Annotated in this window: 14 protein-coding genes, 3 pseudogenes and 1 riboswitch; of the genes and pseudogenes, 11 read left to right on the top strand and 6 right to left on the bottom strand. The window is 47.6% G+C overall.

Annotated elements, in window-relative coordinates; translation table 11 throughout:
* The first annotated feature begins 4 nt into the window (after positions 1-4).
* From JC200_RS04270 to JC200_RS04250, 5 genes and pseudogenes are all read left to right on the top strand, one after another.
* Positions 5-730 (top strand): hypothetical protein, encoded by a 726-nt coding sequence (locus JC200_RS04270; protein ID WP_274434936.1) that lies wholly within the window; start codon positions 5-7, stop codon positions 728-730.
* Positions 731-1,292: 562 nt separating this feature from the next.
* Positions 1,293-1,475, top strand: a complete 183-nt coding sequence (gene tnpA, locus JC200_RS04260) for an IS66 family insertion sequence element accessory protein TnpA (protein ID WP_274434935.1) — start codon at positions 1,293-1,295, stop codon at positions 1,473-1,475.
* A 135-nt stretch (positions 1,476-1,610) separates the two neighbouring features.
* The gene (tnpB, locus tag JC200_RS24340; RefSeq protein WP_443111868.1) at positions 1,611-1,844 is read left to right on the top strand and encodes an IS66 family insertion sequence element accessory protein TnpB; all 234 of its coding nucleotides are present in this window, start codon (positions 1,611-1,613) and stop codon (positions 1,842-1,844) included.
* Between the two features lie 129 nt (positions 1,845-1,973).
* Positions 1,974-2,459 (top strand): transposase, encoded by a 486-nt coding sequence (locus JC200_RS24335; RefSeq protein WP_443111897.1) that lies wholly within the window; start codon positions 1,974-1,976, stop codon positions 2,457-2,459.
* Positions 2,351-2,812, top strand: a pseudogene (locus tag JC200_RS04250) (IS1595 family transposase); the annotation flags it as partial. The gene JC200_RS24335 and the pseudogene JC200_RS04250, both read left to right, overlap by 109 nt.
* 298 nt (positions 2,813-3,110) lie before the next feature.
* Here JC200_RS04250 and JC200_RS24330 read toward each other — a convergent pair.
* Both JC200_RS24330 and JC200_RS04240 read right to left on the bottom strand, forming a co-directional pair.
* Positions 3,111-4,243: pseudogene (locus JC200_RS24330) on the bottom strand (IS91 family transposase).
* Positions 4,236-5,123 carry a tyrosine-type recombinase/integrase gene (locus JC200_RS04240; RefSeq protein ID WP_274434932.1) on the bottom strand — a complete coding sequence of 296 codons (888 nt, stop codon included), beginning with the start codon at positions 5,121-5,123 and terminating at the stop codon, positions 4,236-4,238. The pseudogene JC200_RS24330 and the gene JC200_RS04240 overlap by 8 nt, the downstream one beginning before the upstream one ends.
* A 236-nt stretch (positions 5,124-5,359) precedes the next feature.
* On the opposite strand from JC200_RS04240, the gene JC200_RS04235 reads away from it, so the two are divergent.
* Entirely contained in the window at positions 5,360-6,703 is a 1,344-nt protein-coding gene (locus JC200_RS04235) for a radical SAM/SPASM domain-containing protein (RefSeq protein ID WP_274434931.1), read from the top strand.
* Between the two features lie 1,117 nt (positions 6,704-7,820).
* Here JC200_RS04235 and JC200_RS04230 read toward each other — a convergent pair.
* The 3 genes and pseudogenes from JC200_RS04230 to JC200_RS04220 form a co-directional block, all read right to left on the bottom strand.
* Positions 7,821-8,282, bottom strand: a pseudogene (locus JC200_RS04230) (IS1595 family transposase); the annotation flags it as partial.
* Positions 8,174-8,659: an IS1595 family transposase gene (locus tag JC200_RS04225; protein ID WP_274436460.1), complete on the bottom strand. Its 486-nt coding sequence runs from the start codon at positions 8,657-8,659 to the stop codon at positions 8,174-8,176. The gene JC200_RS04225 and the pseudogene JC200_RS04230, both read right to left, overlap by 109 nt.
* 293 nt (positions 8,660-8,952) lie before the next feature.
* The gene (locus JC200_RS04220; protein WP_274434930.1) at positions 8,953-9,075 is read right to left on the bottom strand and encodes a hypothetical protein; all 123 of its coding nucleotides are present in this window, start codon (positions 9,073-9,075) and stop codon (positions 8,953-8,955) included.
* Positions 9,076-9,096: 21 nt separating this feature from the next.
* On the opposite strand from JC200_RS04220, the gene JC200_RS04215 reads away from it, so the two are divergent.
* From JC200_RS04215 to JC200_RS24320, 4 genes are all read left to right on the top strand, one after another.
* Positions 9,097-10,407 carry a helix-turn-helix transcriptional regulator gene (locus JC200_RS04215; RefSeq protein WP_274434929.1) on the top strand — a complete coding sequence of 437 codons (1,311 nt, stop codon included), beginning with the start codon at positions 9,097-9,099 and terminating at the stop codon, positions 10,405-10,407.
* Between the two features lie 536 nt (positions 10,408-10,943).
* A complete protein-coding gene (locus JC200_RS24325) occupies positions 10,944-11,057 on the top strand; it encodes a transposase (protein ID WP_443111896.1) in 114 nt (37 codons plus the stop codon).
* Positions 11,058-11,099: 42 nt separating this feature from the next.
* Entirely contained in the window at positions 11,100-11,360 is a 261-nt protein-coding gene (locus JC200_RS04205) for an IS1595 family transposase (protein WP_338000213.1), read from the top strand.
* A gap of 6 nt (positions 11,361-11,366) precedes the next feature.
* Complete coding sequence (locus JC200_RS24320; RefSeq protein ID WP_443111867.1) at positions 11,367-11,684, top strand: transposase; 318 nt, start codon at positions 11,367-11,369, stop codon at positions 11,682-11,684.
* A 391-nt stretch (positions 11,685-12,075) separates the two neighbouring features.
* Here JC200_RS24320 and JC200_RS24315 read toward each other — a convergent pair whose 3' ends face one another.
* Positions 12,076-12,351 (bottom strand): RNA polymerase sigma factor, encoded by a 276-nt coding sequence (locus tag JC200_RS24315; RefSeq protein WP_443111866.1) that lies wholly within the window; start codon positions 12,349-12,351, stop codon positions 12,076-12,078.
* A gap of 304 nt (positions 12,352-12,655) precedes the next feature.
* A riboswitch (cyclic di-GMP riboswitch) is annotated at positions 12,656-12,742 on the top strand.
* 433 nt (positions 12,743-13,175) lie between these two features.
* Here JC200_RS24315 and JC200_RS04200 point away from each other — a divergent pair.
* A complete protein-coding gene (locus JC200_RS04200) occupies positions 13,176-14,069 on the top strand; it encodes a putative bifunctional diguanylate cyclase/phosphodiesterase (RefSeq protein ID WP_274434927.1) in 894 nt (297 codons plus the stop codon).
* Positions 14,070-14,490: the final 421 nt, after the last annotated feature.

The following is a 14,490-nucleotide window of genomic DNA, read 5'->3' as shown; positions in this document are numbered from 1 at the left end:
ATTTGTGGAAATTCTCTTTTATAGTGCATATGATTATGCGACATTTGTGTGCGGATGGTGCAACGAGTACAGTTTCTTAAGAGAGCGCAAAGAGATTATTAAAAATGTACATAGAAGTGAACAATTAAAATTGTTAAATATTTTAGGCTCCAAGTCAGGGAAGGAAGGTCTCGTCCTAGCTTTGGGACATATTCATGAACTTTCCCTTTCGGACAATGAGATGTTGCATAAGTCAGGCTTGCATTCATTGGAACTTGAATACATTTGGGACTTTCCCAATAGACTGTGGGGTGAAAAACCAGAGACAACAAAAATGAACTTAGTTGTCTCCTTAGCACTTCCCTCGCTGATGCACCAGGTTGGACGGGTTGGATTTCTAAACGAAGAGAGCAATGAAATTTTCTTAAGCTTTGGCTTCCCCGGATTGCACACAGATTTATCCGCTGTGGGACAAATTATTGCACGAGGATTTTGGTATTATGTAATTAAAAAGAACATTCCTGTTGATAAATCCGATGTTGATGTGATTCATGACTTGAGGCTGGCAACCCTATATTGTTTTTGCGTGACTTCTTCCCATATCACTGAAGTGACAACTGTTGAAGAGTTAAGAGAAAAATCCAAGCGAGCCTACGATATGTATAAAGTTATAATTGGAAATCCCCAGTCAAGCTGGGGGAACATTATTAGAGTTCTAGCTGAAAGATATTCTGTTACAGTTATCGAATAACGTTCGGACACTGAAGTGAGTTGTCCGATAATTGATGTTCAGGAATCTTCTGCTCCTTCTGGCAGGGTCTGAGTTGGTAATTTGTAAGCGTCAAAAAGTCCCCACCTGTCTTTCTCAGTGGGGAGCGGCATGTGTACTTGCAGGTGAGGCTATCGGAGCGGCGTCCGCACTGAATCAGGTAACGTGTCCGACCATAGCAACAGCTGTGCGAGTGGTATTAAGTCAATAGAACGGACACCCCAAAACAGAGGAGATATAAGTTTCATACATCTCAAGCCTCGTAAGTGACTTGGGTCAGGTCCCCACTTTCAAGGAATAAGGGGACTGGGCGAGGGTTGTTTGTGCACTGGCTACTAACAGGCGTTCCACCAGTCGGTGACCAAAGTTCCGGCGGTTGTACCGATACGTATATTCCTCTATGTACGTTGGTCATCGAGCTGACGACCATGATATGTGCCATCGATGAATTTCTTGAAGTGTAAGCGTCAAACCAAACCCATCTCGATCTGAGTTGGTAGTGGCGAGATAATCTCCCCATCATGAATCGGGGAGCGTGTTCAGCATGTCGAGAGTAGGGCTGCGTCAGCTGTGGGAAGGTCGAGTTCGTGCGTTTCGAGAGAGCGGTCAGTCTGCCACGACGTGGTGCAGTGAACAGCATTTCAACATCCATCAGCTTCGTTACTGGATGCGGAAATTTCCTTCCCCTTGCTCCGTCGTCCACGCCAGTGCGGTGGCTGTCCGTTGACGTGCGTGAATCACCTTCGCCTAAGAACCACGATTCATCTCGCCTCTCCGTTTGCGTTGGGGAGTGGCGTGTGGAAGTTCCAGACAACTTCAATCCGCAGGCGCTGCAACGCGTCGTTCAGGTGTTGAGTGAGTTGTGTTAAACGAACTGACAGCGGAACAGCGGGTATATCTGGCCACAGGGTACACAGACATGCGTAAGTCCATCGACGGGTTGGCTATTCTGGTCCAGCAGGGGTTTGAGTTGGACCCGTTCTCGCCTTGTGTCTTTGTCTTCTGCAATCGTCAACGAGACAAGGTCAAGATCCTGCAGTTATTACGACGTCATAATAATGAATCATACATATCGACTCTCGTAAGTTGGCCGTGAAAAGTGGGGACTGAGTGGTAAACTCGGAATAGGAACAAACGTTCGTATGCCGAGGTGATACTCATGAATCTCCTGGAATTTGCGCAACGGTTCTCTGATGAGAAATTCTGTGAGGAACGTCTTATTGAACTGCGATGGAAGGAAGGCTTCACCTGCCCCAAGTGTAATCATCCAGAAGCCATACTGGTTCGTGCGACTCACAGGCGTGACGCCGACCGCAGAGTTCCGCTGTTCGAGTGCAAACAGTGTCACCGTCAGACTTCCGTCACCTCTGGAACCATCTTTCATAAGACCAAAACGCCGCTCTATAAGTGGTTCCTAGCGATATACCTGGCTAGCAATGACAAGCGTGGTGTTTCTGCGAAAACACTTCAGCGTCACATTAGCGTCTCCTACGATACGGTTTGGAATATGCTCCATAAAATCCGTCATGCGATGGGGGAGCGCAACGCCAAGTACAACTGGAGGGCATCGTTCAAGTCGATGACTTCTACCTTGGTGGTAAAAGCAAAGGCAAACGGGGACGTGGCACAGCACAGTCACCCATGCTCATGGGCGTTTCACTCAAGAAAGGCAAGCCCCAATACTGTTTTGTTGAAGCAGTTGACGACCTGAGCAAAAATTCGATACTGCCTGTTCTACAGCGCAATCTGGGGGCTGATGTCGTCTTAGAAACGGACGGGAATTGGTCGTATGGCACCAGTGCAAAGGAAATGGATATCCCGCATGTGGTGACGTTGTCCAGTGACGAAAGCGCTCATGAAACGTTCCACTGGGTCGATACTTTGATTAGCAACCTAAAGGCGTTCATTGACGGCACATACCATGGACGGGAGCAGTACAAGCAGCTGTACGCTGCCGAATTTACGTACCGATTGAACCGTCGTCATATGGGGCACAACCTCGTAGAGCGTCTGCTCAAAACCTGCGCGTTGGCACACCTAATAAATGTTAGCCAAACTGCCTAAGTGGGGGCTCAGCCCAAGTCACTTACGAGACTAGATATGTTGGTAATGAATAGAGAATTATCGAAAATCGAGTAAAAAGAGGTGGCATTCCGTGAAGGAACGCCGATTTTGGATAATTCTATTGGACTAAACTGCGGTCGCTAGCCACTATGGGGAAAGAAACAGGCTCATGGCGTCTTGATAAACCGATGTTGCAGGTTCAGAGAAGCTAATTGGCGGGAACAGGTGATGATTGGCTGCATAATATGACAAGTGGACACAGTTTCCCCCTCCCCAATCAAGAGGCGTTCGAGCATGGCTATGCAATTCCTCGTTCTGGCGAAGCTCTGAGATGGCCAATACCGCAGCAAGGACAAACGGTGAAATCTCTGCCAGTGAGCTTCTCCAAGAAGTCCAGAGCGGACAGCTTGGGGAGTGGAGTGATTCTTACGGCTGTCTTAGTAAGTCTTTTACACAGTTTCAGCTTGGTTGCTTTATTTCTGGGACTGAGTAGCCTTTAGCGCGCCGAATCCTCGTGAATCCGGTAGGTAACACATGAACCAAAAGACGACGGATGAATTCATCCGCGGTGAGACTCATCTCCTTCTGTTGGTTGTTATCTCTGTAGTCCCGCCACTTGAACGTCACCATTCCCGCTTGCAAATTGACAATACGATGATTGGAAATAGCCACACGGTGAGTGTAGCGCCCAAGGTATTCCACAACGTGTCCAGCGTTTTTGAAAGGCGGTTTGCAATAGACCACCCATTCCTTTTGGTACAGAGAAGACATCCAATCCTGAAACTGACTCTGCTCGTGAAAATGCACGATGGAGCCGTAAAACTCAAGTTTGGCCCGTCTTAAATAATGTAGGAACTTGCCCCTGAATTTCCGAGACATCACTTTCACTGGGATGAAAAACTTCTTTCTCGAGTTCACCCATCTGCCATTAGAACTCAGCCCGCCGCCAGGCACAATGCAGTGCAGATGCGGATGATGCATCAGGTTCTGCCCCCACGTATGGAGGACTGCTGCGAAACCAATTTGTGCACCCAAATATTTGGGGTCGGCGGCGAGTTCGGACAGGGTGTCGGCTGCCGCCTTGAAGAGAAGGCTGTAGATGGTCCTGGGATTTTGATACGCAACGGAATTTAGTAGGTCAGGCAGAGTAAACACGACATGAAAATAGCCAACATTGAGCAAGTCGTCTTTTCGAGCCTCAATTCAACGTTCCTTGGTGAGCGTTTGGCATTTGGGACAATGACGACTACGACACGAATTGTAAGAGATCCGCACGAATCCACATTCGTCACATTCATCCACATGTCCGCCTAACGCAGCAGTTCTACAGTTTCGAATCGCAAGAATTACTTTCTGCTGGTCAGGTGGAAGGCGGTGTTCGACTTGATACGCGTCTCCATGCTGTGCGAAGACGTCTTGTAATTCAGGCATGTGAAGAAACCTCAAACCGAGCGTCTGTGGAATGACTGTCCAGCGGACTCACGATACCAGATGGCATATTCGCTAGATGCAAATAGATTGTCGTGGACTGGACACTGGCATGTCCGAGCAATGATTTGATCTGCAACAGTGTGGCGCCGTCTTCCGGTAGGTGCGTGGCGAAGGAATGTCTTAGTGCGTGGATGGACACTTGTTTGGCAATGTGACCTCTTTGGACCGCTTTATTGAAAGCATCTCCGATGGCGTCAGGGGTAATATGGGTCACATTGTACGTGCCAAGAAACAGCCACCCCGCGGGGTGCCTTGGCCGGTATTCCTTCCAGTACTCACGCAAGACGTATAGGCAGGCGTCTGACAGTAAAGTGTAGCGGTCTTTACCACCTTTACCGTTTTGCACAAACAGACGCCTGTTTTTCGAATCAATGTGCTGTATTTTGAGGGCTGCAACCTCACTGACCCGCAACCCTGAACTATAGATTACCGTCAACATGGCCTTGTGTTTGATATTTTGGCAACCCTCCAGAATCGAGTGCACCTCATCTCTGGTGAGCACTTCAGGTAGTGTCTTGCGTTTCTTCTGACGGGGAATTTGGAGGTAATTTAGCGTGCGAATTAACGTGACAGCAAAGAGAAAACGAATCGCAGCGCTATAGACGTTTACGGTTCCGGGCGACAACTTTCTTTCATGGACTAAGTGCAACAGGAATCGGCGGATATCTTCCGTATTGAGTTGTTCCAAGGATCGACGGCTGGCAAACTCCAGAAAAATTCGTGCATGCGAGGTATAGCTCACCAGTGTATTCGCCGATAACCCCCGAAGCCGAATATCCTCTGCCAACCGTTTTAACACTCGTTGTCTTTGTTCGTCCATCTCACATTCTCCTCAAGATTCATTTGCAGTCGAAATAGGGCTGCATAGCGCGAATCTTAAGGGAACTCAAGATGCAAAGAAAGTAAATTCAGCGGGCACAGGTCAACGGAAGGCACGCTCTTTTACCACCGCGCAGCGGTTTAGTCCTATAGTATTTATTAATAATACAGGAAATGAATTGAAAATCTATTCATAATAAATACAATATAACCATTCAGCGAAAGGTGGGGGATGGTTTGAAAACTTCGGTTTTTAATCACTATTTCGATGTAGACCAAGAATCATTTATCTTCAATGCTTATCATCGCGGACTGTTTAAGGTAGAGAGGGAAGTAATCGATGCATTAAAAGCATTGGAGTGTGGTGACGCAGGGTGGGATTCAAACATCGAGGATAGTCACATTGACACTCTGAAAAAGAATGGATTTATAATCGACGATGACTTGAATGAGCATACTTCCCTGATGCAGGAGAGAGAGTCGGTGACATCCGACAAATCTGTTATTTCCCTTACGATTGCTCCAACAATTGATTGTAATTTTGGATGTCCCTATTGTTTTGAGGGAGACGACAAACCTAAGTTGCGGATGAGTGAGAAAACAATGAGGTCGGTCATCTCATTCATCAAGTCAATGATTACCGAATCTACCCACAGATTGAATATCACTTGGTTTGGAGGAGAACCACTGCTAGGTCTTCCCCAAATCGAACATCTCACGGATTTGATACAACAAGAAATCCTAATACCGAACCAGATCAATCAGTATTCAGCTGGAATTATTACTAATGGATATGGACTGACACAAAAAATTGCCTTGAAACTCAGATCTCTGGGTGTTGTCTCCGCTCAGGTCACGCTTGATGGAATGCCAGAACATCACGATCAACGCAGGTTTAGAAAAGGTGGGCACCCAACGTTTGCGCAAATTGTCTCAAATCTAAAGGAAAGCTGTGACATTTTGTCGATAACTGTTCGTGTCAACGTCGACAAGGAAAATCGCAACACATACGTCCCACTTGTTCGTAAATTAAACGATGAATATGGTATGAAAGGGAAATTGTATATCTATCCAGCAGTCATGAGGGATGATGGTGACGTGTCCTGGGAGCAGACCTACAAATCACAAAAAGACTACATGAGAGATAAGGTTGATCTTCATAAAGAAGCACTAGTGCACGGTGCACGCGTTCTCAACTACCCAGCCGCCATTCGTGCCTTCTGCGGTGTCCCCCAAGCGAACTTCTGGGTGATTGCACCTAACGGTGATTTACACAAGTGCTGGGATACAATTAATGAAGCGGATCAAGCCGTAGGGAATATTAATAGAATGGAGTTCAATGAACAAGCAATTGACAAATGGGTCTCTTGGGGGCCGATGATGTTCTCAAAGTGCCGAGAGTGTAAAGTGTTGCCATTGTGCATGGGGGGATGTGCGCACGTGGCGTTCAACAGAGAAAACGGTGAACCGGAGTGTTCGGAGTGGAAATTTGGCTTACATGAGGCGTTATCTGTATGGATAAAAGAGAAACTCTCTGGGACATTAGATGAGTCAGCAAATCACTTGATAGAAAGTTGTTGAATTTATCATCCATCTGACAAATTATCTTCTAATTAAATACTCCCGACCACGTTTTAGACACGGGAACAAGGACTCAATTCCTCTACCACGGAAGTGTGGTCTTCTTTCCGGAAGAACCGCATGTTTGTGGTTCTGTTGGACCGATTGCTTGCCACAGATCTGAGGATAAATGTTCTCGGATACTGAACTTTGCATTGAATGCGTTTTGAATGAGTATTTAGGATGTGGACAAAATTGGCCGGTATAGTAGCAAGGAAAACGGGGCGTTGGTGTGCATGCTTATCTAGTGGTTTGACTTCAAATCCAGATTGCACACAATGATACAATCTGATTTTTGGAAAGGAGGTGAGAATTTGCAAGAGTTGCACTCATCAGATTTGGTCCAGCCAGACAGGATTGTATGTGGAGGCAACTATGGGTGTGAGTACAATTATTGCGTTGCTAACAATTCATGTGCTCAGGAAGTCGTATGTGGTTACAATGCATACAATGGCTGTAACATCCATTCGTGAAAGGAAGTGAGAATATGCAAGAGTTACACTCGTCCGATTTGGTCCAGCCAGACAGGATTGTATGTGGAGGCAACTATGGGTGTGAGTACAATACCTGCGACGTCAATAACGCGTGCGCCCAGGAGTACACTTGTGGCGTTAACGTACACAATACCGCCTGCGGCATTAACTGACTGTTTTTGAGACTAGCGGGGCTCACCGCGAGCCTCGCCTAGTTCCTAAAATGCATAGTTGCAGAGTGGGTGCTGTAGACCGCTACAATCGTATACTAGTGGGGTGACGATATGGAAGAATTGTATCCCTCTGATGCTGTGTCACCAGACAGACTTGCTTGTAATGGGAATGCAGGATGTGAATATAATTATTGCACTCCGAATGTCGGGTGCGGCGAAGTTTACGTATGTGCTATCAATGTGGGGCATCAGTGCAATATCTACGGTTAATGCAAGCATTGCTCTGGAGGGTTCTTCACGGAACCCTCTAGTCCTACCCTTACGGCGAGACGGGGCTGAATGTATATGAATGGGACTAATGTAAGAACACTATTCTTCATATTAAAAAACCCACATATCTAGTCTCGTAAGTGACTTGGGCTGAGCCCCCACTTAGGCAGTTTGGCTAACATTTACTGGGTGTGCCAACGCGCAGGTTTTGAGCAGACGCTCTACGAGGTTGTGCCCCATATGACGACGGTTCAATCGGTACGTAAATTCGGCAGCGTACAGCTGCTTGTACTGCTCCCGTCCATGGTATGTGCCGTCAATGAACGCCTTTAGGTTGCTAATCAAAGTATCGACCCAGTGGAACGTTTCATGAGCGCTTTCGTCACTGGACAACGTCACCACATGCGGGATATCCATTTCCTTTGCACTGGTGCCATACGACCAATTCCCGTCCGTTTCTAAGACGACATCAGCCCCCAGATTGCGCTGTAGAACAGGCAGTATCGAATTTTTGCTCAGGTCGTCAACTGCTTCAACAAAACAGTATTGGGGCTTGCCTTTCTTGAGTGAAACGCCCATGAGCATGGGTGACTGTGCTGTGCCACGTCCCCGTTTGCCTTTGCTTTTACCACCAAGGTAGAAGTCATCGACTTGAACGATGCCCTCCAGTTGTACTTGGCGTTGCGCTCCCCCATCGCATGACGGATTTTATGGAGCATATTCCAAACCGTATCGTAGGAGACGCTAATGTGACGCTGAAGTGTTTTCGCAGAAACACCACGCTTGTCATTGCTAGCCAGGTATATCGCTAGGAACCACTTATAGAGCGGCGTTTTGGTCTTATGAAAGATGGTTCCAGAGGTGACGGAAGTCTGACGGTGACACTGTTTGCACTCGAACAGCGGAACTCTGCGGTCGGCGTCACGCCTGTGAGTCGCATGAACCAGTATGGCTTCTGGATGATTACACTTGGGGCAGGTGAAGCCTTCCTTCCATCGCAGTTCAATAAGACGTTCCTCACAGGATTTCTCATCAGAGAACCGTTGCGCAAATTCCAGGAGATTCATGAGTATCACCTCGGCACACGAACGTTTGTTCCTGTTCCGAGTTTACCACTCAGTCCCCACTTTTCAAGGCCAACTTACGAGAGTCGATATGTATGAAAAATTATTTTGTCTTTCCTTTTGCAAACGTAGTGGTGAGTGTGAGCAAAAAAAGAGGCCCTCTGGCCTCCTTTCGCGCAACCGCGTCGAGTGCCCGTCTTCGGCACTAAAAAGTCACGCAAAACATGTACTCACGATAGTTTTACGATACCCTTCACCGGCAACGGCGGCAGGGAATTATCCGCAGGAGTAATAGCTACAACAAACAACAGCACCGTTGAAACAGCTAACACCAGTGGTATAATTTTCTTCATAAAGATTCTCCTTTCGGTGAGGTGTCAAAGATAAACACAAGTCAGAGCCTACTCGCAGTCATAATTGGTCACCGGATTCATGAGATACGCCAAACTAGGCACCTATCCCAGTCCCGAATAGCTCATGGCATCATTGGGCAATCCATGATGAGCCAGATTGAAAGTGGGAGGCAACTGCCTAGCGTTGAAACACTGCGACTCATTTCGGAACGGTTAAGTGACCCCATTCTAAACACGTACGTCGAGATGTTACAAACAGGCAACATGGACTTGGAATTGCTCTCTTCAAAGGAAAATGAAGAACTTGCTTGTTTCCTCACGTCCAACAAAACCGCCTGGACAAACGGGCATCTGCAACTTGCATCACAACTCTGTGAACACTATTATGCCACGGATCAATATGAAGCTCTAGGCTTTCTGTCGGAGGCTGCCATTATTAATGGACTGGATGAGACTTGGGGGCCGATTTTTCTCTATTACCACGGAACTGCACTCCTGTTTATGGGCAATAATACGAAGTCATTATCTGTCCTATCTCAAGCCGAACACAATATGTCCTCCCTGAGCAATGGAATGCGGGCGAGACTGCTCTATAGTCTCGGTTATATATACTGTCAATTGGACATCTATGGGGCCGCGATGTGGTACGTCCAACAGTCGAAGAGCGAATTCTTGCAACTGTCCGACCTCCCGGGGTACGCAAGTTCATTAGGGCTATTGGGGACGGTTCAATCCCGTCTCGGTCGTCATCCGGACGCACAGAAGTCATTCGAAGGTGCCTATGAGATTATGTTGAAGTGTAGTTCCACTGACCAGCAATTGGCACGCATGGAGCTCAACCTGGCCAACGTTTGTGAATCGTTAAACGCCAGCAAGGAGGCGGAAACATGGTGCAAGATGGCATTGGGGAGAGATACTGATGACATGACAAGAAGCTCGTTGCACAGCATTCTGGCTCGAGTGAATTTAGGGACTGGGAATTCATTCCTTACCGTCCATCACATGCGGCAGGCCTGTGACTCAGCTGACCTCTCGAATGACCCCCGTACAATCGCAATGACGTATATATTGGCCTCGGGGATACTCCCAACCCCTGAACAGAAAATAGCAAGTGCCCGCAGAGCATACGATGTAACAATAAGCTGTTACGAGTTACAACATGCTCTTGCATGTGAAATACTGTCTACGCTTTATATCAAATACCATATAGACCTCCCGCACGCAGACGACCTCCGGAATGAGGCAATGATTTCTTATAGAGCGTATATCAGTAAAGAAATTTCGCTCAGCAAGGCTTTAGAATTCACCGCTATAGATAGGGAAAACGAGTGACGCATCGTTTTCTGGGATTTTTACGTTCGTGTTCCAGCTGAGTGTAGCTTCCGTCCGCCGAACTGCCTCAACTTCTACCAGTTGTACGAAGCACCAGCGACGAAATTCGCGCAGTCCACGAGTGCATTAATAATATCCATAATGTTGAAAATGGATTGGATTTCATGTAAATATCACATACGATTTCAAACGGGTCTCGACACAAGACCGTCACGCGTCTGTCCACTAGAGTGAGTTCGATGCTCGGCAAGTGTGGCATAATGATGTGAATACGCAGAACGTGCGGCGACAGAGTGACAATCGTATTGAAGCGTGCTGTTTGCGACCACGTGAAGGCAGACGGTCGACTATACCACCTCTTTGCCAAGGGCGATGAAATTGAATACATACATCTCAAGCCTCGTAAGTTCTGTAGTCAAAGTGGGGAATGAGTCGTAAACTCGATTAAGAACATACGTTCGCATCGGGGCGGTCATAGATGAACTTGGTCGATTTCACGAATCGTTTCTCCAGTGAATCTGCAGCAGGAACACCTGATTGCACTTCGGTGGTCGTCGGGGTTCTGCTGCCCCAAGTGTGGCAGTCGTAACGCAATGCGGGTGCAAGCAGCACATCGAAGGAACGCAGTGAACCGGGTGCCCCTTTCCTAGTGTAAGGATTGTCATCGTCAACCGTCCGTCACGTCGGGTACAATCTTTCACAAGAATCAAACGCCGCTGACGAAGTGGTTTGTCGCCATTTATTTGGTGGCCAATGATGAAAGCGGTATCGCCGCTACAACGCTGGAACGGGCGTTGGGTGTGTCGTATCCGACCGCGTGGCTGACGTTGCGCAAGATTGGCGTCGCAATGGCAGATCGCAATGCGAAGTACAGACTCGAGGGCATTGTCCAGGTTGACGATTTCTATCTCGGCGGTGAGAGCGAAGGCAAACGCGGGAGGGGAACGGACTAGGTCCCTGTGGTGACCGGTGTCTCCATGAAAAAGGGGAAGCCGGAATATCTGTTCATGGATCTGGTGAACGATCTCAGCAAACACTCCGTACTGGAGGTTCTCTCTGGACGACTCACCAGAGGCGTCATCTTGGAGACCGACGGATGGCCGACCTACGCCAGTTGTGCAGAGGACTTAGGGGTGCAAAGTCACCTGATAACCCGGTCAAGAGACGGGAACAAGAATGAGACATTCCAATGGCTGGACAAGGCAATCAGCAACTTCAAGGCCAGTGCACAAACAACCCTCGCCCATTCCCCTTATTCCTTGAAAGTGGGGACCTGACCCAAGTCACTTACGAGGCTTGAGATGTATGATGAGCATTTTGTTGGTGCATTTTGGGGATGCGTGCTTGGGGGGATTGTTCCGGTTCCTTTTGACTGTAGGTACCTCTGCCGCCCATAAGATGAAGTTGGTAGAGGTATGGAATACCTTGCGTCATCCTTTTCTCGTGAGCAGTGCGAATGCGTTAACCCAACTTTCGGCTCGAAGGCCTAAAAAGCCTGGAACTACGGGTTTTCTAAATTCTACTGGTCACCACAAGTTAAATTATCCCATGATTGTTTCTTAAGCCACAGTAAGGTTGAACATATCGGATAACAATTCAAAACCCATAAATTAACACGGGAGGATATCCCGGTCACTATATTTGCAAAAAACCACTATCAGGCCACTGTTACGCAGAAATATTTTCCAAAGTAGGCCAGAATTGCGGTCGGAAAAATTTTAGGCCCGTTTTTGGAATTTTCGAACGTCGAAAGGTGCGACAGGTGTTTAATAATATGGTCGTAAACCAGGTGTCTATAGTGGATTCTCCTCGGTACTGGTGAGCTTTCCGGATAGCAGTAAAAAATGCCTCTTGTACACAATCTTCAGCTGAATGGACGTTTCTTACCGTGACATAAGCAAATTTGACAAATCGATGGTAATCATCTGAAGCCAGTCTCTCCAATTGGCAGATAGTATCTTGTTCGTTTAGAACTGCCTCAGAGTTTGTGGGAATGATGTGTCACCTCCTCACGCATTAGACGCACTCATGCCGTGATAAAGTTACGTATGTACGGCCGCCGCATGGTGGAGTTGCACAGAGGAGCTGGCGGAGTGGCTTCGGGATCAGAACAAGTAGTGTGAGTCATAAAGACCCGTTGTTGGTTGCACAGCTATGAAAGAACGGTTTTGTTTTGTGCCGATTAGGCTGAGAGATTTGCTGCAGAGGTGACAAGGAATTTAAGAACAATTATAGTAATGAATATAACAACAGCATATGGCAAATTCGCCGAAAGGCGGAGACGCAAAGCCACGGGTCTAAAGACGGGTTCGTTCACGATAGCCGGGTTGCAAAGCTCTTTATCAAGACCGACCTCTTTTGGCCATGCATGCCATAAGGGGTATTATTTTGTCCAAATAGGTGGTGATTGGATAGTGATGGGAATTTCGACGTTGCACGATTTCTTTGACTCTTTATCCGATGTGATGGTGCTACTTAAGGTGGAGGCTCATCAACGGTTTCGATATGAACATGCGAGTAGGGCTGCATACTGGAAGGGTATGTTTTCGGAAAACAAAATCGGGAAATTAGTGTCAGAGGTGCACACTCCAGAGTACGCGTCATTTCTACGCGAGAAGTATTTGTATGCCGTTCAAACCAAAAGGCCAGTCATATTTAGGGACATCCTACAATCCGATGCTGGGTCGCTAGTCCAAGAAGCGATTGTCATGCCGATCCTTGATAGTTCAGGTAGATGTCAGTACTTAATCGCAGAGATACCTCAGGAGATGGATCAGGCAACAACGCAACGGATCCAAGGTGCGCGTCGAATTTTAGAGTCGCTGTTCAGTAACACTGAAGAACGAATAGCTCGGGTTCAACACGGCAACCATCAAATTCATGTAACCGACCAGACACTGAGGGTCGCCATGCAGAGCAATCAACTGTTTGCAGAGTACCAGCCACTGATCTCTCCTAAAACCGGGTCAGTACAAGGCGTTGAAGCTCTGATTCGATGGAATCACCCGGATGTGGGACTCATCTCGCCGGTAGCGTTTGTGCCAGCTGCAGAGCAGTTGGGGTGCTTGGTAGAAATGGACTTATGGATGATGTATCAAGCTTGTAGTGCAGTAAAGAAGGCTGGAACGCCTCGACTTCACGTTGGGGTGAATGTGTCAGCGCAACATCTGCTTAGGCGAGGTTTCGTTGACGATGTCAATGCGGTTCTATCCGATGTGCGGCTCCCTCCTGAACAGTTAGTAATCGAAATTACGGAGAGCGCGCTGATGGAGGATATCGACACCGCCCGTGATATTCTACATACCTTGCGTTCGAGGGGGGTGAAGTTTGCCATTGATGACTTTGGCACTGGTTATTCTTCGCTCAGTTACTTAAAGGACCTCCCGGTAGATATGTTGAAAATTGACCGCTCATTCATATCATCAATCCCCAGTGACCAGAAGGGGACCGCCATAGTTGAAATTATTGCTATTTTAGGTCGGAGATTGGGGCTGTCGGTGACTGCTGAAGGAGTGGAGACTCCGCAGCAATTAGAATTTGTTCGTGACCACTGTGATATGGTACAAGGTTACATTTACAGCCGTCCGACTTCACTCGAGCACATCGTAGGACGCTTTAAACTGACGAGCGATCCTCCATCGAGCGATGGAACCTCTGGCTGAGAGCGAGGCTCACGCTCGACGACAAGCAGGTGTGAGGAATCCGGCAACTCGCGAAGTACGCTGACCCCGACGCCGTTGTCCAACCCGCATCGAGCACTTTGCATTCTGCATGTGCATACCTAACATGCAGCCCCTGCCTGCAAAGCCCCTATCAGTGCGTTCTTTCACTCGTTCAAAACACCCAGACTAGGGTCGCATCTCCCAGAGAGCCAGGGGACGGCGCCGGTTAAACAGATTTCGCCTAAGTGGCGAAATTGTTGAATCAACTCCGGGTCTGAATACGGAAGCCGACAAATGGTGAGTCTAATTCCAAATGTCAGACTCAAGGTGACGAGATGAACCCGTTCTGGAATCTTAAATACAGAAAACCTACAGCGAATATGAGTCGTTACAAAGGGCAATCGAATGAAGATAACGGTCG

Source organism: Alicyclobacillus sp. ALC3 (assembly GCF_028751195.1).
In the GTDB taxonomy this organism is placed as follows: domain Bacteria; phylum Bacillota; class Bacilli; order Alicyclobacillales; family Alicyclobacillaceae; genus Alicyclobacillus_L.
This window is presented reverse-complemented; position numbering and strand designations above follow the sequence as displayed.

Excerpts from the sequence above, each read along its gene's own strand:
- JC200_RS04240 (WP_274434932.1), bottom strand. The coding sequence starts at position 5,123 with ATGGACGAACAAAGACAACGAGTGTTAAAACGGTTGGCAGAGGATATT.
- JC200_RS04220 (WP_274434930.1), bottom strand. The coding sequence starts at position 9,075 with ATGAAGAAAATTATACCACTGGTGTTAGCTGTTTCAACGGTGCTGTTG.
- tnpA (WP_274434935.1), top strand. The coding sequence starts at position 1,293 with ATGTCGAGAGTAGGGCTGCGTCAGCTGTGGGAAGGTCGAGTTCGTGCG.
- JC200_RS04200 (WP_274434927.1), top strand. The coding sequence starts at position 13,176 with ATGGATCAGGCAACAACGCAACGGATCCAAGGTGCGCGTCGAATTTTA.